At 40.7% G+C, this 21,793-nt stretch carries 22 protein-coding genes and 1 other RNA gene; 5 read left to right on the forward strand and 18 right to left on the reverse strand.

The window, feature by feature from the left end; translation table 11 throughout:
- The 3 genes from QVH07_RS15100 to QVH07_RS15110 all read right to left on the reverse strand — a co-directional run.
- Nucleotides 1-1,279, reverse strand: a 1,279-nt coding sequence (locus QVH07_RS15100; protein WP_493340810.1) for a phage tail-like protein, incomplete at its 3' end; no start/stop codon positions are given.
- Nucleotides 1,280-1,353: 74 nt separating this feature from the next.
- Complete coding sequence (locus QVH07_RS15105; RefSeq protein WP_290001960.1) at nucleotides 1,354-2,919, reverse strand: T9SS type B sorting domain-containing protein; 1,566 nt, start codon at nucleotides 2,917-2,919, stop codon at nucleotides 1,354-1,356.
- Between the two features lie 455 nt (nucleotides 2,920-3,374).
- Complete coding sequence (locus QVH07_RS15110; protein ID WP_290001961.1) at nucleotides 3,375-4,097, reverse strand: nitroreductase family protein; 723 nt, start codon at nucleotides 4,095-4,097, stop codon at nucleotides 3,375-3,377.
- Between the two features lie 96 nt (nucleotides 4,098-4,193).
- On the opposite strand from QVH07_RS15110, the gene QVH07_RS15115 reads away from it, so the two are divergent.
- Together QVH07_RS15115 and QVH07_RS15120 are read left to right on the forward strand one after the other, a co-directional pair.
- On the forward strand, nucleotides 4,194-5,678 hold the full coding sequence (locus QVH07_RS15115) for a DUF5687 family protein (protein WP_290001964.1): 1,485 nt from the start codon (nucleotides 4,194-4,196) through the stop codon (nucleotides 5,676-5,678).
- Complete coding sequence (locus QVH07_RS15120; RefSeq protein WP_290001967.1) at nucleotides 5,675-6,370, forward strand: ABC transporter ATP-binding protein; 696 nt, start codon at nucleotides 5,675-5,677, stop codon at nucleotides 6,368-6,370. Before QVH07_RS15115 ends, QVH07_RS15120 begins: the two co-directional genes overlap by 4 nt.
- Nucleotides 6,371-6,384: 14 nt before the next feature.
- Here QVH07_RS15120 and QVH07_RS15125 read toward each other — a convergent pair whose 3' ends face one another.
- The 3 genes from QVH07_RS15125 to ssrA all read right to left on the reverse strand — a co-directional run bounded on the left by QVH07_RS15125 (nucleotide 6,385) and on the right by ssrA (nucleotide 7,458).
- Entirely contained in the window at nucleotides 6,385-6,681 is a 297-nt protein-coding gene (locus QVH07_RS15125) for a hypothetical protein (protein ID WP_290001970.1), read from the reverse strand.
- Nucleotides 6,682-6,686: 5 nt separating this feature from the next.
- Nucleotides 6,687-6,887 carry a hypothetical protein gene (locus QVH07_RS15130; protein WP_290001971.1) on the reverse strand — a complete coding sequence of 67 codons (201 nt, stop codon included), beginning with the start codon at nucleotides 6,885-6,887 and terminating at the stop codon, nucleotides 6,687-6,689.
- Nucleotides 6,888-7,056: 169 nt separating this feature from the next.
- Nucleotides 7,057-7,458: a transfer-messenger RNA gene (ssrA, locus tag QVH07_RS15135) on the reverse strand.
- 204 nt (nucleotides 7,459-7,662) lie between these two features.
- On the opposite strand from ssrA, the gene QVH07_RS15140 reads away from it, so the two are divergent.
- The gene (locus QVH07_RS15140) at nucleotides 7,663-8,808 is read left to right on the forward strand and encodes a DNA polymerase III subunit gamma/tau (protein WP_290001974.1); all 1,146 of its coding nucleotides are present in this window, start codon (nucleotides 7,663-7,665) and stop codon (nucleotides 8,806-8,808) included.
- Between the two features lie 47 nt (nucleotides 8,809-8,855).
- On the forward strand, nucleotides 8,856-9,377 hold the full coding sequence (locus tag QVH07_RS15145; RefSeq protein WP_290001979.1) for a hypothetical protein: 522 nt from the start codon (nucleotides 8,856-8,858) through the stop codon (nucleotides 9,375-9,377).
- On the opposite strand, the gene QVH07_RS15150 is transcribed toward QVH07_RS15145, so the two are convergent.
- From QVH07_RS15150 to QVH07_RS15165, 4 genes are all read right to left on the reverse strand, one after another.
- Nucleotides 9,374-10,360 (reverse strand): DUF3078 domain-containing protein, encoded by a 987-nt coding sequence (locus QVH07_RS15150; protein WP_290001982.1) that lies wholly within the window; start codon nucleotides 10,358-10,360, stop codon nucleotides 9,374-9,376. The two genes, QVH07_RS15145 and QVH07_RS15150, sit on opposite strands and share 4 nt — an antisense overlap.
- 24 nt (nucleotides 10,361-10,384) lie before the next feature.
- Entirely contained in the window at nucleotides 10,385-11,935 is a 1,551-nt protein-coding gene (locus tag QVH07_RS15155; protein WP_290001983.1) for a lytic transglycosylase domain-containing protein, read from the reverse strand.
- A 65-nt stretch (nucleotides 11,936-12,000) separates the two neighbouring features.
- Entirely contained in the window at nucleotides 12,001-12,645 is a 645-nt protein-coding gene (locus QVH07_RS15160) for an O-methyltransferase (RefSeq protein WP_290001985.1), read from the reverse strand.
- Nucleotides 12,646-12,649: 4 nt separating this feature from the next.
- Nucleotides 12,650-13,876: a M16 family metallopeptidase gene (locus QVH07_RS15165; protein WP_290001989.1), complete on the reverse strand. Its 1,227-nt coding sequence runs from the start codon at nucleotides 13,874-13,876 to the stop codon at nucleotides 12,650-12,652.
- A gap of 128 nt (nucleotides 13,877-14,004) precedes the next feature.
- Here QVH07_RS15165 and QVH07_RS15170 point away from each other — a divergent pair, with 128 nt between their 5' ends.
- Nucleotides 14,005-15,294 (forward strand): aminopeptidase P family protein, encoded by a 1,290-nt coding sequence (locus QVH07_RS15170; protein ID WP_290001991.1) that lies wholly within the window; start codon nucleotides 14,005-14,007, stop codon nucleotides 15,292-15,294.
- 55 nt (nucleotides 15,295-15,349) lie between these two features.
- On the opposite strand, the gene tsf is transcribed toward QVH07_RS15170, so the two are convergent.
- From tsf to QVH07_RS15210, 8 genes are all read right to left on the reverse strand, one after another.
- Nucleotides 15,350-16,180: a translation elongation factor Ts gene (gene tsf / locus QVH07_RS15175; RefSeq protein WP_290001996.1), complete on the reverse strand. Its 831-nt coding sequence runs from the start codon at nucleotides 16,178-16,180 to the stop codon at nucleotides 15,350-15,352.
- A 147-nt stretch (nucleotides 16,181-16,327) separates the two neighbouring features.
- Nucleotides 16,328-17,092 carry a 30S ribosomal protein S2 gene (gene rpsB / locus QVH07_RS15180; protein WP_290001997.1) on the reverse strand — a complete coding sequence of 255 codons (765 nt, stop codon included), beginning with the start codon at nucleotides 17,090-17,092 and terminating at the stop codon, nucleotides 16,328-16,330.
- Nucleotides 17,093-17,130: 38 nt separating this feature from the next.
- Nucleotides 17,131-17,517, reverse strand: a complete 387-nt coding sequence (rpsI, locus tag QVH07_RS15185; RefSeq protein WP_290002000.1) for a 30S ribosomal protein S9 — start codon at nucleotides 17,515-17,517, stop codon at nucleotides 17,131-17,133.
- A gap of 11 nt (nucleotides 17,518-17,528) precedes the next feature.
- On the reverse strand, nucleotides 17,529-17,972 hold the full coding sequence (gene rplM / locus QVH07_RS15190) for a 50S ribosomal protein L13 (protein WP_290002003.1): 444 nt from the start codon (nucleotides 17,970-17,972) through the stop codon (nucleotides 17,529-17,531).
- A gap of 176 nt (nucleotides 17,973-18,148) precedes the next feature.
- Nucleotides 18,149-18,859, reverse strand: a complete 711-nt coding sequence (locus QVH07_RS15195) for an RluA family pseudouridine synthase (protein WP_290002006.1) — start codon at nucleotides 18,857-18,859, stop codon at nucleotides 18,149-18,151.
- A 43-nt stretch (nucleotides 18,860-18,902) separates the two neighbouring features.
- A complete protein-coding gene (locus QVH07_RS15200; protein ID WP_290002008.1) occupies nucleotides 18,903-19,994 on the reverse strand; it encodes a sensor histidine kinase in 1,092 nt (363 codons plus the stop codon).
- Nucleotide 19,995: 1 nt separating this feature from the next.
- Nucleotides 19,996-20,685: a response regulator gene (locus tag QVH07_RS15205; protein WP_290002010.1), complete on the reverse strand. Its 690-nt coding sequence runs from the start codon at nucleotides 20,683-20,685 to the stop codon at nucleotides 19,996-19,998.
- A 133-nt stretch (nucleotides 20,686-20,818) separates the two neighbouring features.
- Entirely contained in the window at nucleotides 20,819-21,616 is a 798-nt protein-coding gene (locus tag QVH07_RS15210; RefSeq protein WP_290002012.1) for a DUF3108 domain-containing protein, read from the reverse strand.
- Between the last annotated feature and the right edge of the window lie 177 nt (nucleotides 21,617-21,793).

The following is a 21,793-nucleotide window of genomic DNA, read 5'->3' on the forward strand; positions in this document are numbered from 1 at the left end:
GTCCAGTTTCTCCTTGTATTCCTTGAGCACCAGTTGCTCCAGTTTCACCTTGCGCTCCGGTTGCTCCGGTTGGTCCGGTTGCTCCAGTATCCCCTTGAGGTCCGGTAGGTCCAGTTTCACCTTGCGCTCCGGTTGGTCCGGTTGGTCCGGTTGGTCCGGTTGCTCCGGTATCCCCTTGAGGTCCGGTTGCTCCGGTTGCTCCAGTTTCACCTTGCGCTCCGGTTGCTCCGGTTGGTCCGGTTGCTCCAGTTGCTCCAGTTGCTCCGGTATCCCCTTGCGCTCCTGTTGCTCCGGTTGGTCCAGTTTCTCCTTGTATTCCTTGAGGTCCGGTAGGTCCAGTTTCACCTTGTATTCCTTGAGCACCAGTTGGTCCAGTCGGTCCAGTATCCCCTTGAGGTCCTTTTTCACCCTGTGCTCCCTGCGGTCCGGCAGGTCCAGTAGCTCCGGGATCGCCTTGATCTCCTTTTTCACCCTTTTCACCCGGAGGGCCCTGAGGTCCTTCCGGTCCTGTTGAAGTAGGGAGGGTTACCGTATTTCCTTCTGAAATGGAGAGTTGGTCGCCATTTATAGAAAGCGTTTGTAATTCGTTTGTGATGGATCCATCTACAGTATCAGTGTTGCCGAAATCATCGGTTATGGTAATCGTACCATCACCATTATCGGTTATTTGAGTACGTCTGGCATCAAAATTCAGGCTTATTCCCGCGGCATTAGTGAAAGTGAAGGTGCCGTTACCGTTATCAATTAAATCATTATTGGCATTGAAAGTGACTGCAGTGCCGTCTTCAGAAGTGTAAGTGAAGGTCCCATCACCGTTATCCACAAGGGTGGTGATGGTTTGAAGATTTTGGACAATTTCCTCCAAGTCAAGAGGTTGGAAGTCAAGGTTCTCATCTAGGAATCCAATAGTTCCATCATCTGTAATAGTGAGACTGCCCTGTAATTTCAACTCTACATCGCCAATCTCATTGTTGATGGCATCTAGGTTTTCTGTATCCAGAACCTTATTCCAGGCGTTATTGCGCCAGAAATAAAAGCCAGGCTCGATATTCTCGCCCTGATTGATATTAAAAACCAATAGCCCATCTATTGGGCCACCGGGCAGCAGTGCTGCATCATCGGGAGAGTTTAAGGATAACCTCGGGATTAAAATTCCTAGGTTTTCCGATTCAATATGAAGAATAGTGGACGGGTGTGGATTTTCTGTCCCGATCCCTACCTGGGAATATGCGCTACCGAATAGCAGCACCAGAAACCCGGAGAGTAGTAATTTTTTCATTTCTTCTTATTTAGATTTAATCTTCACTTTCAGTTTTTTATATACTTCGGCCTCTCGGCCAAAGCTTAAGTCTTTTAATCTTCTCTGATTATTTGAATCCAACCCTTGAAGGTTTGGTCACTACCATCTTCTTCCACCACTTCGAGAGTATAGAAGTAAGTTCCTGCTACTAGACCTTCGCCCTTCCAGTCATTACCATAGTTATCAGTTTCTAGAAGCGTGTCGCCCCATCTATTGAAAATGGTAATCTTGTTGGAGATGAACTTATTTAATCCTTTGATTTCAAACTGGTCGTTGAAACCATCATTGTTTGGAGTGATTACATTAGGAATGAAAAAGGCCTTCACTTCATTTTCATCCGTATCCACGTTGTCTTCTAGATTTTCATCCTCTTCGAAGGATTCTACTTCAGCCACATTGATTATTCGACCTGGGTCGCTAGCTCTCACTCGAAGTCTGAAGGTCGCTTCATCTCCTCCAATGAATTCAGGGATCCGGATAATTACCGTTTGACCGATCACTTCAACCTCAAAATCTAAGAGACCGAAGATGGATTCACCTTCAACAGAAATATATTCTAAGCCAGCTGGTAGATTGTCTACCAGGACGACATCTGTCGCCACCACTTGGCTATTGTTTTGAAGAGTAAGCTCGTATTCAAATTCATCACCTTCCCAAATAGATTCTCCGAAGGACGTTTTGGCAATACTCAAATCGGTTTTGCCCACCAAAATACCAAGAGTGAATACTCCATCCCCTGCAAATTCCACATCGGCAGTTATGATTTGTTCATTGGTATCGATGACACCGCCTTCACTAACCCAAAGCTGCTGTGCATCATCCCAACTAACAATGGACATTTGGTTTAGCTCACCAAGAATAAAAGCTGGAGTGGTTACGTCTCGCCAGGATAGCGTGAGAGCCATTGGGGTTTCACCCGTATTTAGATTCTCTAGTTCCCAGTATTCTGCATCATCGATGAGCCGAATGTTTCGATCAATTTGATCTCTCGGGTATTGGCCATCTGGATCCTCGAAAAAATACCGCCCGTGTAAATTGAGATTGTCTCCGCCAGCGGCAGGAGCGGCTCTAAGAAATCTAAGAAACTGCTCATCCCCTACAGGAAAGAAAAAATCTGAATCGGTCTCAGTGCCGACTTTGCCATCCACAAAACTCTCGTCTGAAGAATTTTGTGAAATACCACCTATCCCAAAACCAAAAACAGGATCGCTAGGGTCAGAAACCACAATCCCAGAGTTGAACTCTCCCGAGCCGAAAACACGGAGATTATTTTCAAGAGAAAAACCTTGACCGTTATCAAGATTCAAATTCCAAAATTGAAATTCACTTGACCCCGAAATTGATTGATTAGATAATCCCTCCAAACGCGTGAGCCCTGAACTTAAGTTTGGGGAAAACCCAAATAGACCATTATTAGTCAGATCGGATTTGAGAATTAGAGTTCCATCATTGATAAATCTCCCAGTAGTCTGATTTTCAAGAGTGAAAGCAGAATATAAAACAGCACCTTCTTTGACATAAAGATCTCCGGAGTTCACAAGTTGAGCCTGGGCAGAGTATGTGAAAACAAGAACTGCCGAGGTAATAAATATGAAGCGTTTGATGACTTCTGAAATCATAGATGAAATAAAGATGGTCTCGATAGGTTTACTTTAAATACACTAATCTTCATTCGATGGCATGAATAATGCCGAACAGTATATTTCCAGAATTATTATTTGAATATGCCAAAATTCTATATATAAATAACTGAAAATCAGAAGATTATATTTAATTGTTTTTTAAACAAAATTGGTGATTAAGCTTTAATTTCGATAATTAAAAATCAATTAGAAGCCTGAAATTCAGTGGGTCATGGCCATTTTCTTAGAAATTGAATTTCAAATCAAGATCCACTTGACTAAGCATCCAAAATTTGATTTTTAAACAACCAAAAATAAAAAGGGTTTAAGAAATTATATAAGAAATTCAAGACTTTTTCTCTGATAAAACTCAATAAAATGATTTATGGATTGAGTAGATTCCCAAAGAAAATTGGGTTGGTAAATCCACAGTATTAAATAGGGGGATTAACTTAAATTTCTTTTATCAGTGAATCTGAATTGACCCTAAATCGATCTCCATACACTCCTTCAGGAAGGCCTCTTCCGCACCCTATGATCATACAGATCTCTGATCCTGACGGAAGGTCAAGTAGCTTTTTTATTCTTTTGGAGTCATAACCCTCCATTGGACAGGTGTCATATCCTATAGCCTTCATACCCAGCATGAAAGTCATAGAAGCAAGTGCTGCGGATTTGTGAACAGAAACTCTGACATCTGATTCGCTGACTTCTCTGACCATTGGCCTTTTGAAACCGACAAAAAATGCTATTAATTTTTTGATTAGGGACCATCCGGGAAACTTTCTGTAAAGTTTTGGAATCAGGTTTCCGTAATAACTAAGCGCCTGCTTTTTTTTCTTTTCAGACTGATTTTGTGTAGCATCTTTTATGTATTCGTAATTAGCTTTAGCTCTGGATTTCCAGGCATCTCTTCTTGTTAAGACTACCACTAATTCTCTGGCGGTAGTTGCTGCTTTTTGCCTCATACAAAGCTCCGCGAGTGGTCCTTTAAAGGGAGAAGTCTCCGGAATTCGGATGAATTGATATAACTGGAGGTTAGAACTATTTGGTGAAAGAATAGAAGCTTCAAGGGCCTTTTTTACCAGATCATGATCAAAGGGGGTTTCGGTATCAAAAATTCGTACAGATCGCCTGGATTCAACTATATCAAAAAAGCTATTGTCCTCGCTCATAAAATTCATTGATGTTTTTGTCTGACTTATGCCGGGAAATAAGGTCACATTCCCTATATTTTGCCTCGAATTTAACTCAAATAATTCTTTGTGCTTATGATTTTTGAATTGATCCGGCTTCAGTGGCTAAAGGCTTTTAGGTCTACATCCTTCGGGAAAAGTGCAGCTATCTCAGCCGTTTTGATATTTCTGGCGGCCCTACTTCTATTGTATGTGCTATTGGCAGGACTTTTCCTATCTGAAATAATCGATAAAGTAGCGGAAGGTCAGGACCCTCTTGAATTATTGAATTCATGGCTTATTTATTTCTTTTTGGGTGAATTTATGTATCGATATTTCATTCAAAAGCTGCCTGTCATTGAGCTGGAAAGTCTTTTACATTTACCAATAGGTAAGCGTAGAATCATTCACATGCTTTTGGTGAGATCCTTCGTCTCTCCTTTAAATATTATCGCCTTGTTACTATTCCTACCTTTTTCCATTAGTCATGTGGCTGAGGTGAATGGGGGAATAGGTATGCTGGGATGGCTTGGTCTTATATTATCCTTCAGCTGGACACTTCACTGGTTTATGCTTTGGTTCAAACAGCGGTTTGAAGATAGCTTTATTGGGCTGGTGGTTGTCTTTGCTGTGTTGTTGATGGGGGGAGGACTTAGTTATATGGGGTGGTTTAATGTTGGAGAATGGGTAGCACCTATGTTCACTCTTGCCTCAACCAGCCTGATTCCATTTTTTGTCTTTTTGGCATTGTGTATAGGAATGTACTTCATTACTTATAATTATTATCTCAATAATGCCTATCTAGAGGATCTTTCAGAGGAGGAAGAAATTAGATTTGCGAACCAAAGCCTTGGTTTTCTCTCTAGATTTGGAGATGCCGGAGAGATGGCAAATCTGGAATGGAAATTAATTATCAGACATAAGAAAAGCAGGACTTATCTGATGCTCTCTGCTTTCTTTCTTCTTTATGGATTGATATTCTATACCAACCCAGTTTATCAGAGCGAAGGAATAAACTTCATTTTCATTTTCGTCGGGGTATTTATCACAGGAATTTTCATGATCCAATATGGGCAGCTGTTTCTAAGCTGGAACTCGGCTAACTTTGACTTTTTTGTCAATCGAAAAGATGGTTTAGAATCCTTGGTCAAAGGAAAGTATTTACTATTCGTAGCGATTTCCATTCTGTGCTTCGTTTGCTCGGTGCCTTATGCCTACTTTGGTTGGAAATTTTTATTCATTCACTTTGTGACATTTCTCTTTAACATTGGGATTTTAATGCACGTGATCATTTATCTGGCCCTTTGGAAACCTAAGCCAATGGATTTAAATAAGGGTGCCATGTTTAATTATGAAGGTGTAGGAGCAGCTCAGTTTCTGATGATCATTCCAATGATGATTTTACCTTATGTCATTTATCTTCCTTTTGCATTTTTAGTCAGTGAATATGCTGGATTAATTGCCTTGGGCGTACTTGGGGCTGTAGGAATTGTATTCTTTAAGCCTTTGATGGCTATTAATTTAAAAAGGCTGCTTGCGCAGCGATATGAAATTTCATCATCATTTAGACAAGAAGTATGATTAAAGTAGAAAACCTTAGGAAGCAATATAAAGAGGCCGTTGTATTGGATGTTGAACAACTGGAAATCCCCAAACAAGAATGTTTTGGCTTGGTTGGAAATAACGGAGCTGGAAAAACAACTCTCTTCCGAATTATGCTTGACCTGGTTCGGGCTACATCCGGATCCGTGACTATGGATGGGGAAGATGTAAGTAAAAATGAAGATTGGAAGGCTAAAACAGGTGCCTATCTGGATGAACATATGCTTCTAACCTACCTGACACCTGATGAATATTTTGAAACGCTTCGCAAAATTTATCACATGTCAGAGGCTGACTTAGAGCTCCATCTGGAAAAATTCACTGAGCTTTTTAACGATGAAATAAGAGGTAAAAAGAAATATATTCGGGACCTCTCTAAGGGAAACCTCAAAAAAGTAGGAATTGCTGCCGCTCTCTTAGGTAGTCCTGAAGTAGTTTATCTTGATGAGCCGTTTGAAAATCTAGATCCTAGTTCTCAAATCAGGCTTAAAAAACTTATTCTTCAGGAAAAAGAAGTCTCAGAAACTACATTTTTGATCTCTTCCCATGACCTAAACCACGTAACCGAGATTTGTGACCGTATAGTCTTGCTGGAAAAAGGTAAAGTAATCAATGACCTTCGGGATAGAAATGCTATGATGAGCGAGCTGGAGGCTTACTTTACAGGATGATTTCTTACAAATTTTTAATTAAAAAGGTTTCTAAAGAAAAGCTGAATCAGGGTGAATTTACCCGGTTGGCCTAGCAATGAAGCATCGCTCCTGAAGATTTCCTTTTGGTTCAAAACAACCCGTATTCGTTGTGCTAACTCAATTTCAGGAAGGTTTCTGAGTAGCTTTAACGCTTTAAAAGAAGAAATCCCTAAGTCAGGGATTCCTTCGCCTTGAACGGCAATGCCGATTTCATCATTATTGCTTAACACAGTTATTTGGTGAGTTTCTGAAGAAACTTTTAAATCGGCCTCTAAATGAATTAAAGACATGGAAACTACTTTTCGCTGGTAGAGATTTTGAGCTTGCCATTCATCTTCCAAGTTGTGAAAGTTTCGCTATCTCCGACCTCTTTTGGAACTCCCAGACTGAAATCCTCAAAATGATAAGTGATAATGGCTCCTTTTCCAGTAAGCTTTTCATAAAGGCCAATGGCTAAATCTGGCCATGATTGAATGTTTTCTTGTGTCTTTGACATGTTAAATAGTGGTTAGTTCTTATAAAACACTAATAGGCCAAAGGGCTGATTGTTACTATTTTTTTGGATTTCCCGGCATGCAAAAGAAATCTAGATTATCTTACTCATTATTGATTACCCTTGAACCAAAAAAAATAAACCCTTGCCAATCAACTGTTTGACAAGGGTTAAGTGGAGCTGGCGAGATTCGAACTCGCGTCCAGATAAGGAAACACCGTACCGTCTACATGCTTAGTCATCGATTGGTTTTCGACCGGATTATGGCGGATGACACGCCTTGCACCGGCTTAGCGATTAAATCTTAGGCCCAGTTAATCACATCCTGAGCAGCAGTCCCATCTGTCGACACCTCAAAATCCACCCCGAAAGGACAGAGGGTGGGGAGATGTGGCCGGGGAATTCCGTTTGGGAACTCAACCCTTTAAGCGATCTATCCTATTAGGCTAGATTATGCTGCCATGGCGTAATTAGATTCGCCAATTATGGTTTGTATGAATGGTTCAAGGCCGTACATACTCCGGCCTGCATGCGAGCCCGTTATTCACACTTACTGTCAATACCGGTCAGCCCCATTAATCAGAAGACAAAGTTAGCCTTATTTTGGTTCCGATGAAGAGGTTTGTGATCATCATAGATCTCGATCTATTTTCAGTTTTCAGTCGACTGCAATCCACAAACTTCATAAATCCATCTGACTATCAATGCCTTGACAAAAAGCTTCGGAAAAGACACTGATTATGGACGTTGAAAAGTCAGTTTTTTATATCTTGCGGCGATGGAAAATTTTGTCGTTTCGGCAAGGAAATACAGACCGCAGAATTTTAAAAGTGTAGTAGGCCAGGAGCATATTACGACCACTTTAAAAAACGCGATCAAGAATAATCACCTGGCTCAATCCTTTCTTTTTTGTGGTCCGCGAGGAGTGGGAAAAACCACCTGCGCCAGAATTTTAGCTAAAACTATCAACTGTAGCAACCGCACAGATGACTTCGAGGCCTGCGGCACCTGTGATTCGTGTAAAGCCTTCGGGAACAATGCCTCTTTTAATATTTACGAACTAGATGCAGCATCAAATAACTCCGTAGATGACATTCGGAACTTAGTGGATCAGGTTCGATATGCCCCACAGCAAGGAAGCTACAAAGTATACATCATTGATGAGGTTCACATGCTTTCTGCTGCGGCATTTAATGCCTTTCTGAAAACCCTAGAAGAGCCTCCGAGTTATGCAATTTTTATCCTTGCCACAACTGAGAAACACAAGATTCTCCCCACTATTCTTTCCCGATGCCAAATCTTTGATTTTAACCGGATTCAGATCCGAGATATTTCAAAACATTTGGCCTACATCGCGGAGCAGGAAAAAGTTGAATTCGAAGACGAGGCCTTAAGACTTATCGCTACTAAAGCAGATGGAGCTTTAAGGGATGCACTATCCATTTTTGATCTCATTGTCACCTATTCTGCCGGTAACAGGGTGACTTATGCAGAAACTATTGAGAATTTACACATCCTGGACTATGATTATTATTTCAAAGTTGTGGATGCTTTTCTGGCCGAGGATGCGAGTCAGGTCATGTTGATTTTTGATGAAATTCTTAAGAAAGGCTTTGATGCTCATAACTTCCTCGTTGGTCTGGCCTCTCATTTAAGGGATTTGTTGGTGGTAAAAGACCCGGCGACAGTTGAGCTACTTGAAGTTTCTGAGGATGCCCAAAGCAAGTATTTGGAACAATCCAAAAATGCTACTGTCTCATTTTTACTTTCTGCTCTGAATATCATCAATCAGGCTGATGTGAATTATCGAATGAGCAAAAATCAGAGGCTTCACGTAGAGTTGGCTTTGATGAAGGTTTCTAAACTTCAGCGGGCTTTTAAGCTCACAGCTTTGGCGGCAGCAGAGGCAAAAAAAAAAGCATAGACAAGCCGGTTTCTCAACCTCAAACATCCAGTAAGCCAAAGCCAGCTTTGGCCGGAGGCCAAAAACCACGGCAAAAAACTCTAAGTATTCCAAAGAGTCTCTCAGAAACAAAAAAACTTCTTGAGGAAGAAAGCCAAGAAAGTCCGAAGCCTCTTGAAGTCAAAGAAAAACCACAATCAGAGGAATCTGCTCCAAAAAAAATAGAGCTCAATCAGACCTTATTGGATGATTTGATTTCTCAGATTAAAGTCAAATGGGAGAAAGAAGAGAAAAGCCTTGATCTGGCTGTAATCAATCAGGAACTCAAATTGAATGGCTCAACCGTAACCATAGTGGTAGTGGGTCATGTTCAGGAAGAACGAGCAAATAAGATGATTCCTGAGTTGGTTGGTTTTATTAAGGAAAAGGGAAATGTCCGAGAGATTTCTGTAAAAGTGGAGGTGAAGGAGGAGCAGGATAAAGATCAGAAGAAGATTTTTACCGATTCGGAGAAGCTTGAATTCCTCAAACAAAAGCATGGAGCTCTTGCCGAATTACAGAGAAGATTTGGTTTAGATACCGATTACTAAAAATCAAGGGAAATGCCGAAATTTATAAGATTTTGGAGTTGTATGGCCTGTTTTGAAGTTCCGTCATCTTGTTCTATAAATACTTCCTCATCATAAATTATTACGGTTTCAATTCGCGTGGAAATAAACTTATTTACTTTGAGCTGGATGGTAGAATTAAAATTCACAACCATATTTCCAAATCTCTCATAATTAGAAAAGAGATTTAGGTTAGCCTTCCAGGTGACATTCTCCATGATCTTAAAATTTGATATGGAGGTGTTGAGGGAAACACCTGCTTCTGCACGAACATTCTCCCCGGGGGTCACACCAAAGGCACCTGCCTGACTTAAAGAATCATCCATGACAATGGTAAATCGACCGGTGAAAGGAGAGAGAATCATTGAAACCTTACTTTCATTCTCGTAGGTTTTCCGATAATTCAGACCTGTGGAAGATTGAAGATACCCTGGTGCTAGGAAGTCTGAAATTTTGTCCCTGGTTTCCACATCTCCAGTTCTGCGATATTTAAAACCTTCAAGGAGTTGAGTTCTAAAATCTAATTGGGTGGATAAATAATATACCTCCGATAGCTCTCTACCGTAATTACTCACGAAAATGAAGTTATCGTTTGTTTTCCTGGTCTTAAAGTTCCTGTCCTCCTGTCGGTTAAAGCCCATATTGAGGTTCAGCTGAGTATCCCAGACAATCTTTTCTTTTTTGTAGTTGGCGAAAAGGGATAGGCCTGAATTCAGGGCGAAGGAACTGGCTCCACCCGCTGCCCAATTGCTTAAGGTGACTTGCTGGATATTTAAGTTATAATTTCCCCCTGTGCTCCAGAAATTTTCCTTTTTGGGTTCTTCAATAAGAAGAGAATCTCCCAACATGAGCAAGGTGTCCCCATTTATCAGCACTGTATCCGGGATAGCCTGGATGTCCTGACCGAACGTGGAGGAGAGGCCCAAAACAAATGAAATGGAAAGTATTGCTAGAAACTTCTGCATTAAGGGAAAAAGCCATTGCTTTATTTAAGGCGCGAAGATAACCAATTTCTGACCTATGCTGATCAGATTATCGCTACCTATTTTATTCCAATTTTTAAGTTCATTCACCGAAACCCCGTACTTTCTGCTAATCGCAAAAAGAGTTTCACCTTGCCGAACGGTGTGATACGTTTGGGTTGGTTGTGTAGGTGTCTGAGCCACCACTTCGGGTTCAGGTGTAGCTCTAGTTTCTGCCACTACCGTTCTGTTTCTAACTGGATCAGGATCTATTTTGACTATTGGAATTTCTTCTCCTCGCTTTCTATGCTCCTGAAGGTTTAAGACCATTCCTACTTTCAAGTCCTTGTCTTTTCGGATTCGGTTTTTGTTTTTAAGGGAACTGAGCTTAATACCATACTTCTGAGAGATGTCCCAAAGTGTTTCTCCCGGTCTTACAATATGTGTTTCTACCTCCGCCTTCGTTTTTTTCTTTTTGGTGTAGTAATATTCACCAGCTTCTATTCTTTCTCCTTTTTCGAGGTCATTTAACCGACGGAATTTCTTCTCTCTAATCCCGAGCTTGTCAGTGAAGGTTGCTTGGGTGGTTGTACTTTTGGCTTGGACAGCTTTGATGTCATTTACCTTAATCTGATTTACTTCAGAAGCCTTACCTGTATTTCCGGTTACCCTCGGGTAGCTATCTGCCACAGAATACTTCGGGTAGTTTTTGGGTTCAGTTTTCTTCGGCTCCGAACGAATAATTGCTGGCTGCGTTTCTAGCTGACCCTCTGAAATGTAAACCAGAGTATAGGTTTTACCGGATGGGATTTTCCCATTACTTGTCCATGTATTGTATTCCTCAAGGTGATCTTCGGTAACATTGTATTTTTTGGCCAAAGCTGCCAGAGTTGTCGGTCCGTTCACTTTCACTTCTACTAGTCTTCGGTTACTCACAAATTGCCCGATTCCACTTTCGAAGGCCACTTTATGAGCTAGGAATTTTTTGAAATACCAATGCGTATTTCGATCCACGTTTACTACTCTTTGACCATTGTATTTGTCACCAAAGTATTTTTTTGCACCACCTAAACCCATTTGATAGGATACCAAGGCACACATCCAATTGTCGAAGTAGTTATTATGCTTTTTAAGATAAAGGGCTGCTCCCTTGGTGGAGGCGTTGATATTCTTCCTTTCATCGATCTGCCGATCAACTCTCAGGAAAACCTCTTCAGCAGTGCCCTGTTTGAATTGCCAGAATCCTACTGCATTAGAGGTGGACACCGCATCGGAAATCAAACTGCTTTCCTGGATCACCAGATATTTCAAATCTTCTGGGGCATTATTTTCTCTCAAAACCCGCTCAATAATGGGCATGTAAAGATTCACCCTATCCAGTTTAACCTGAAAATGCTTTTGACTTCTGTATTGGGCATCCACATCCAGCTGGATTTCTCTTCTCGCCTGAGGATTGATTCGAACGAGTAAATCAGCAAATTCCATTTCTGCTGGAACCTGCGGTATTTGCGCGAAAAGTTCCGCAGTAACCAAGGAAAAGAAGAGAATGGTCAGTAGAAATCTTTGGATATATTTCATTGAAAAAAGGCTTTAACTCAGAGCTAGCCTTCACTTCGCAAAAATGATTCCCAAATTTAAAAAAATCACCTTTTTCTTAGCATCATTAGTCCATCTCTTATAGGTAGGAGTGCATTTTCAACCCTAGTATCGTCCTGAATTTTCTGATTGAATTCAATGAGCGCCAAGGTGTCCTTATCCGATGAATTGACTTCTTGGGAAAGCACTTTTCCAGACCAAAGGACATTATCTGCCAGGATAAAACCACCCGTCGGGATTTTATCAATGAGCATATCGAAGTAATTACTATAGTTCAACTTATCCGCATCAATGAAGACTAAATCAAATGGACCATCCAACTCGGGAATAATTTCTAGGGCATTCCCCAGGTGATAGTCGATCTGAGAGGACATTCCACTTTCTTCAAAAAATCCCTGAACCATGGTTTCTAGTTCATCATTGATATCAATAGTGGTTAGGGTACCGCCTTTAGCAAGTCCCCGAGCTAAGCAAATTGCAGAATAGCCAGTATAGGTGCCGAGTTCTAGAATTTGCTTTGGCCGGATCATTTTTGAAATCAATTCCAGAAACTTACCCTGGAAATGTCCTGAGATCATCCTGGGAAGCAGGACCTTGGCTTGGGTGGTTCTGGAAATTTTTTTAAGTAGTGTATCCTCTCCAGAAGTGTGATCTTCGCAGTATCGGCTCAAATTTTCATCTATGAAATCCATATGATTAATGAGGTAGATAGGTGAGGGTGCTCAGTAAATTTTCGTCAAAAGTCTCTTGAGCAATATCCTGAAGTTCTGATGCCTCTGTTTTTCTAATCAGATCAAAAATATGATCCAGAGAATCAATTTTTCCATGGTCGAGAAGGCTCTTTCCATAGACCAGCATTAAGGCGACATAGTTCTCCTCGGCCATAGCCATCTGACCAATGACTTGCTCTTTTGCCATATGCAACTGCTGGGTTCCAAGCCTTTTATTCCGAAGGTTGGACATTTCTTTCAGTACCAGGTTTTGAGCTTTGGAAAGGGTTTTCTTTTCCGTTCCAAAATAAATCCCAAAAAAACCGACATCAGAAAAGGGTTGATATGAGGACTCTATGCTATATACGAGCCCGTGCTTTTCACGAAGGGTCAAATTCAGTCGACTATTCATACTCGGACCACCTAAGATATTATTCAGAAGGAAAAGTTTATATCGATTGGGATCATGTAATGAATAGGTGGGTCTTCCCATGGCGCAAAGAGACTGCGTCACCTCCCTTTGGATGGTCTGGTTCTTAGGAGCATATGATTGGAAATGACTTCTCGCATAAAGACTTTTTTTAGGCTTGATTTCACTCAGCGGGCCTTCGATTGCCTTTAGAGCTTTGCGAAAGCTAATATTTCCAACTACCGAAAAAACCAGCTGCTCTGTATCCAAATGAGTCCCGATGAAATCAAAGAAATCATTTTGGGTGAAATTTCCCACGGTTTCCTCAGAACCTAAAATATTCCTACCCAGTGCATGATTTTCAAAGACGAGTGCATCCAGTTCATCCTGAATAGAGTCATCAGGAGAATCACGGTACATAGCCATTTCTTCAAGAATCACCTGCCTTTCTTTTTCTATTTGTTTTTCAGGGAAAGTGCTATTAAAAGTGATGTCAAAAAGTAACTCGGCGGATTTTGGATAGTGATCCTTTAAAGTGGACGCATAAAAGCACACCTTTTCTTTAGTGGTGTAGGCATTGAGTTCCCCGCCAAGGGATTCCAATCTGTTAAGGATGTGGAAAGTCTTTCTTTTTTTCGTGCCTTTAAAGGCCATGTGTTCCCAAAAATGGGCAAGGCCTTCCTGTTCTTTGGTCTCATCTCTACTTCCAATATTCAAGATGAATCCGCAATGTACCAAGCGGGTATGCAACACTTCCTGATGTACAATTCGAATTCCGTTTGGTAGTTCTTTGATGTTAACCATTTCTTTTGAATAGGGAGTCAAAGCTAAGCAAAAATGACCTCTTTTAAAGGGCTGGGAATAATGTTAAGTTTGTACAGCCCGGTGGAAGAAATTCCATCCTTCTGTTTAATTCATTAATAATACAATCCATGAAATATATACCACTTCCCAAGGAGCTCTATGTGAAAAACCGCAGCAAGCTGGCTGATAAACTTTCGCCAAAAAGCGTAGCCATTCTGAACTCAAACGACATTATGCCTACCAATGCTGATGGTACAATGAAATTCAGGCAGAATAATGACATTTTTTATCTATCAGGTATTGATCAGGAAGAAACCATTTTGCTTTTGGCGCCTGATTGCCCCGTGGAGGATTACAGGGAAGTTTTGTTTCTAAGAGAAACTAATGAGCACATTGCTGTTTGGGAAGGGCATAAATACACAAAGGAAGAGGCCTTCGAGGCTTCAGGTATTAAGAATATCCAATGGCTATCAAGCTTTGATCAGATTTTTAATACTGTCACCGCTCTCTGCGAAAATATCTATCTGAATACGAATGAGCACTTGAGAGCTGGAGTGGTGGTGCAAACCAGAGATGCCAGATTCATTGATCGCTGCAAAGCACAATTTCCCCTGCATGAATTCAATAGATTGGCACCCCTAATGCATGAGCTAAGAGCTGTTAAAGAGCCGGAGGAAATAGCACAGCTTCAGAAGGCCTGTGATATTACCGAGCTTGGCTTTCGCAGAGTTTTGGGTTTTGTGAAGCCAGGCGTCACCGAATATGAAATTGAAGCTGAGTATTTACATGAATTTGTGAGGAACCGAAGTAAAGGGTTTGCCTATGAACCTATAATCGCAAGCGGTTCAAGCGCATGTGTTTTACATTATTTGGAGAATAATAAGGCCTGTAATGATGGTGAGCTTCTGCTTATGGATGTTGGGGCAGAATATGGAAACTACAATGCAGACATGACCCGGACCATTCCTGTAAATGGAAGATTTACGGATCGACAGAAAGCGGTTTATAAGGCTGTTTTGAAGGTAAAGGACGAAGCTAATAAAATTCTTTCACCTGGAATCTCCATTCAGGAATACCATAAGGAGGTTGGTCTGATTATGCAGGGAGAACTATTGGCTTTAGGTCTTATTTCTCAGCATGATGTAGATAAGGAAGACCCTAAGTGGCCTGCCTACAAAAAATATTTCATGCATGGTACTTCTCATCATATAGGGCTTGACGTTCATGATGTAGGAACTATGCATGAGCCGATTTCTGAAAACATGGTTTTCACGGTTGAGCCAGGAATTTATATTCCTGATGAAGGTTTCGGAATCCGTCTGGAAAATGATGTGGTGGTAAAATCCGGTGGGAATGAGGATCTTATGAAAAACATCCCTATCCATCCGGATGAAATAGAAGACCTGATGAATGGATAAAAGAAAAGCTCTCCCGATTGGGAGAGCTTTTTTATTGTTCTTAGGATATTTTCGATTATCCGATAGATACTCTTTTGAAAGCAGAAACAGTCATTCCTTTGCTCACACTATCAAGGTATTGTGCTATAGACTTTTTGCTGTCTTTTACGAATGCCTGGCTTAGCAAAGTATTCTCTTTGTAGAACTTGTTAAGCTTGCCCATAGCAATTTTCTCAAGCATAGCTTCTGGCTTACCTTCAGCTTTTGCCTGCTCCATACCAACAGCGATTTCTCTTTCTACAATTGAAGAATCAACTCCATCCTTGTCAACGGCTACTGGGTTCATAGCAGCAATTTGCATAGCTACGTCTTTTCCAGCTTCAGTTGCATCTGTTCCGCTAGTGTTTGTCAATCCTACCAAAACGCCCAACTTACCATTTGAGTGGATATAAGGAACTACACTTTCAGCGTTTACAACCTCAAAGTGAGAAATGGTAATTTTTTCTCCAATTTTTCCGGTCATTTCTACGATCTTCTCAGCAACAGTGATTCCTTCAAAAGGAAGAGCCATGATTTCTTCTACGGTATTTGCTCCACCTGCTACAGCTGCCTCTAGAAGAGAATTAGCGAACGCTCCGAACTCTTCATTTTTTGCAACAAAGTCAGTCTCACAAGTTAAAGAAAGAAGTGTTCCTTTAGATCCATCTTCGGAAACAGAAGTTACAACCACACCTTCTTTAGTTTCTCTATCAGCTCTGGAAGCAGATACTTTCTGTCCTTTTTTTCTGAGGATGTCCACGGCCTTTTCGAAATCGCCTTCTGCTTCAGTCAAAGCCTTCTTGCAATCCATCATACCGGCGCCGGTCATTTGTCTCAATTTGTTTACGTCTTGTGCAGTAATTGCCATTTTTTTATCGGTTTATTTTACACGGAAATTTTATCGGACTAAGCTCAAAATGAGTCTCAGTTTTATTTTATTAGGTTTTAAACAAAAAAATTGAACATAGACCATAGCCTGATGTTCAATTTTTTTTCAATCAAATCATGCAGTGGATTATTCCTTTGTCTCTGCAGCGTCTAGTGCCTTTTTCTCTGCTTCTTGCTCAGAGAGTTTTGCTTCTTCTTTGTCCTTCTTACGCTCAGAAAGACCTTCTTCGATAGCAGCACCGAAAGCTTTAACTAGTAAGGAAACTGATTTGAATGCATCGTCATTGGCAGGAACTGGGAAATCTACCTCATTTGGGTTAGAGTTTGTATCCACCAATGCGAAAACAGGGATACCAAGCTTTTTCGCTTCGGCAATTGCAATGTGCTCACGTTTGATGTCGACTACAAAAAGAGCAGCTGGAAGTCTAGTTAGATCGGCGATACCACCGAGCACATTTTCCATCTTTTCTTTCTGACGGCTAAGCATCAATCTCTCCTTCTTCGCCAGATTCTTGTAAGCATCCTCTTTGGTCATTTTCTCCAAAGTAGACATCTTCTTCAAGGATTTTCTGATTGTTGCGAAGTTGGTAAGCATACCACCTAACCATCTTTCAGTAGTGTATGGCATATTGAGTCTGCGTGCTTCTTCAGCAACCAAGTCTTTGGCTTGCTTTTTAGTAGCAACGAACATTACTTTTTTACCGGAACGTACGATTTGCTTCACTGCGTTAGATGCTTCTTCGAGGCAGGCAAGCGTTTTATTTAGATCGATAATGTGGATCCCGTTCTTCTCCATAAAGATATATGGAGCCATTCTTGGATCCCACTTTCTCGTTAAGTGTCCGAAATGAACACCAGCATCTAGTAAGTCTTTGTATTCTAGTTTGGCCATTATTATGTATGTATTCTATTGATAAAGAATGATTCTGATTATCTCTTAGAGAACTGGAATCTTCTTCTTGCTTTTCTACGTCCTGGCTTCTTACGCTCGACCATTCTAGGGTCACGAGTAAGGAAACCTTCTTTCTTCAATGCTGGTCTGTGCTCTTCGTCAAATTCACAAAGCGCTCTGGAGATCGCCATTCTAGCTGCTTCAGCCTGACCTTTGATTCCTCCACCGTCTACATTGATTTTGATGTCGTAGTTACCATCCACACCCACTAGGGCTAGAGGCTGCTTCACTACGATCTGGTGCAAATCAAATGGGAAATAAACATTCAATTCCTTATTGTTCACACTGATATTTCCTTTGCCTGGAGTCATGTAAACTCTGGCAACTGAAGTTTTTCTTCTACCGATTGTGTTGATCACGTCCATGATTTATTCGATTAAAGGGTGATAGTTTTTGGCTGCTGTGCTTCGTGTGGATGCTCAGCTCCTTCATATACATATAGGTTGCCATAAAGCTTTCTTCCCAATCTGTTCTTTGGAAGCATGCCTCTCACTGCTTTTTCCACCAAAATAGCTGAAGATTTATCCTTCAGTATTCTTGGAGTAGAGATTCTCTGTCCACCTGGGTATCCTGTGTGTCTCACATAAACTTTTGAGTCCCACTTATCACCAGTTAGACGGACTTTGTCGGCGTTGATCACGATCACATTGTCACCGCAATCCACGTGAGGAGTGTAGCTAGGCTTCACTTTCCCTCTCAAGATTTTTGCGACTTCACTCGCCAATCTACCTAGAACTGCAGACGAGGCATCCACTACGACCCACTGTTTGTCTACGGTTGCGGCATTGGCTGAGATGGTCTTGTAACTCAAAGTATCCACTGCGTAACTGTTTAATTTTTAGCTTGTTAAATATATTTTCCCCTCAAAAAGGGACACAAAGATAGAAGTAATATTTTTTTCATCCAAAAAATACTGAATACTAAGTCCTAATTTTCATTGGCTTAGCTATCCTGAGACTCCCAGTCAAAAAATTTTCTTTTGATTTAGACGCAAATTTAAAGGGATTTTTCCAGTTGCTGGACTAAAACACGGAAGTCTTTTGGATAGGGGGCTTCTGTAAAAATGCGTTCTCCTTCCATTCCATCAAAGGCTATAGAAAATGCATGTAAAGAGACTCTTTGCATAATCGGTAATTCTTCAGTTTCCTTTTTAAGATTAAAGCGCTTTTTCAAGGAAGAAAGAAAGAGTGGCTCCCCTCCATATAATGTGTCTCCACAAATAGGAGCTTTGAGATATGCCAGATGTACCCGGATTTGGTGCAAACGTCCGGTGAGGGGCTTGCATTCTACTAGGGTATGGCGATGGTATTGTTTTAAAGTCTGCACAAAGGTTTGAGCAGGCTTTCCATCTTTAGCCACTTTAGCCACACCTTTATTATTAGAAAGAAGGTTTCTGTCGACAAGCTCGTTTTCGAAATTTCTCGATCCATGAATTACAGCATGATAAATCTTTTCGACTGTCCTGTTTTCAAATTGTATGGCAAGATTTCTATAAGCATCTGGATTTCTTGCAATCACCAGACACCCGGAGGTTTCTTTATCCAGCCTATGGCAAAGCTGTGAATTCTCATCATGCTTTCGAGCTAGGTCAAGGATATTTTGTGCTTCATGCCTGTCATCTAAACTGCTCAGATAAGGTGGCTTGTTAATCACGAAGTAATCCTTGTTTTCAAATATGATAAGTGATTTGAAATCTACTTTTTTCATTCAGAAGGAAAAATGTACTAAGGCCTGCGAAGTTAGCTAAGAATTAGTTAGGATTGACTTCTCTGCTTATTTCGTTTTCTGGAGCTTTATCCTCCTTTACCAAAGGGAGAGAAAAACTAAAAATCGAACCTGTACCAACGGTCGAACTTACTGAGATTTTACTTTTATGGCCTTCCAAAACATGTTTTACTATGGCTAGCCCGAGTCCAGTACCACCTTTTTCCTTGGATCGGCTTTTTTCCACTCTATAAAAACGTTCAAAAATACGCTTAAGGTCCTCTGCGGGAATTCCCCTTCCATTGTCCTTCACCGAAACCTGAATACTTGATTTTCCTGATTTCAACTCCACCTCCACCATCGCTCCTTTTTTCTTGTTATTATAGTTGATAGCGTTAAATAGGAGGTTTTGGATCACTCGGTAAATTTTATCTTCATCTCCATAGGTCAGATGATTGGCTTGCTCATCATATTTGAAGGTTAGCTCGACCCCTTTTTTTGAAGCTTTATGTTCTAGTTGATCAATCACCTCATTTGCCAGATTTTTAAGATTGAATTCTCCAAAATTAAAATGAATATCTCCGGTTTCGATTTGATTAAGTGTCAAAAGGTCCTTCACCAGCTTGTCCAAAGAATCCAGATTTTTGGCGGCACGCTTAAGAAACTTCATCCTAACCTGCTTGTCATCAATGGCCCCATCTAATAAGGTATGGATGTAACCTTGAGTGGCAAAAATGGGGGTTTTCAGCTCATGAGAAATATCAGCTACAAACTCCCTTCTATACTCTGCGTTCTTTTGGAGGGTGTCAATTTCCTTTTGCTGAGCAATTGCATAATTATTGATCACCTTGTTGATTTTCCGCAAAGGAGAAACCGAAGCATTGGAGCCTTTTTCCTGGTACTCAGAGAGATTTTTTTTCTGAATTTTCTCAAGTAGACTATAAATATTTCCGATTTCCCGGAATACCAGAAACTCTAGTGTGATGGTGATTAAAAGATATGAAGCCGAAAAGGCCAGACCTGATGCCACCAAAATCAAGGTCAGCGTTGCGTCATCCATTAATGATAAAAATGCCGCCACCATAAGGGCGATGACAACAGATAGAATTAGGGAGATGCCACGAGATGACCCAAGCATATCAACTCAGATCAAATTTATACCCTACACCTTTGACAGTCTTGATATAGTCATCGCCGATTTTCTCTCTCACCTTTCGGATATGCACATCGACAGTTCGTGCCAAAACGAATACATCAGCTCCCCAGATATTCTGGAGGAGTTCATCTCTGGAAAAGACAGTATTTGGATTTTTTGAAAGGAAATAAAGTAGCTCAAATTCCTTTTTCGGAAGAGAAATCTGTTTCCCTGCCTTATTCACTGTATAACTACCTCGATCAATGATCAAATCCTTTATTTGAATTTTGGTCTGCTCTTGTTCTTTCTTAGCCTCTCTACGGAATAAAGCTGAAATTCTACTCATCAAAGCTCTTGGTTTGATAGGCTTGGTGATGTAATCATCTGCTCCTACATCGAAAGCAGCCACCTCTGAGTATTCTTCCATCCTGGCAGTCAGGAAGATGATGAATGTGTTTTTAAGCTCCGGGATCGAACGAAGCTGTAGACAGGTTTCCACCCCATCTTGCTTGGGCATCATGATGTCTAGTAAAATAACATCCGGCAGAAATTTTCCTGCAATTTTTACACCCTTGATGCCATCTTCGGCAGTTTCTACCTGATAGCCTTCCTTTTCAAGGTTATATTTAAGTATCTCGATAATGTCCGGTTCGTCATCTACTACCAGAACTTTAATCTTACTTTTCTTCCCCATGGGTTTACGCCTGTTTGGTTAAAAATAGAGAATTTTGGACAAAAGATTTGCCTTGGACTTTTTGATCACGAAAGAAAAACAAAAGCAGGAAGTGAAGGAAATAGAATAGATTAACATAATGTTAACCTATTCTTCAATAAGGATTCTTCAGACCTTTCGCAGAGACCAAATCAAGGTCCAGAGAACCCACAAATAAGTTGGCCTTAATTTTTACTGGAATCTTGTTTTCATCTTGAGTAACCCAAACCTTGATTGGGTAATCCCCCCGGAAAATCTTGTTTTTTGGAATTTTAGGACTGAAAACATAAGTCTCTTGAATTCCAAAAACCGTTTCAAGACTTTCTCGACCCTCATATATGAGTTGGATCTTATATACTTCTTTATCAAAGAATCCCTGGATTACAATGGTTTCACCACTTTTTAGAGCTCTAAGATCCTTGCTCCGCAAAAAATAAAAACCACTGACAATATCCTGAACTTGACCTGGAAGATTAAAAAATCGTTTTTCTTTGACATTTTTGTTGTCGCGGTCATACAGAGTGGTGTAAGCCACTTTGGCCTCCTGGCCAAAGTCAATTACCTCATGCTTTCTGTAATTTCCCTCTTCGATATGTCTGTATGACTGAATAGGAAGCATAGTTTTTGGGTTCAAAATCGAACCCCAATTATCCTTCACTTTGCCGAAAACTTTGGCAGCACCTTTGGTTTTTCCATAGGCGTCGATACGCATGTGTTCTCGATTATTGACATACTCGGGCTTTCTGTTAATTTCAAGCTTTGCATCAGCAAGATTTAACCACCCATAACTCACTTCAAAATCTAAAACCTCACCATAGGTAAAGGGGAGGTCCTCTCCCTGGGAATTCTGGGCAAAAGCCGTTTTAATGCATAGTAAAAGAGCAAGGAAAAGAATTGTGGTGTGTTTGGACATTTTTACTTTGACAATCTCTGACAATTACGTGAAAGTCCCGGAGTAAGATTCAAAAAGCTGTAGTATTAGGCGCGGAAAATTACGAATTTAGGGATGTAAAACAATAGACCTTTACCATCTTGGTTCTGGGGAGGGGTTTGATTAATTTCACTGAACTATTCTTAATAAAAATTAACT

Origin of the sequence: Algoriphagus sediminis (genome assembly GCF_030403435.1) — a bacterium.
Lineage (GTDB): Bacteria > Bacteroidota > Bacteroidia > Cytophagales > Cyclobacteriaceae > Algoriphagus > Algoriphagus sediminis.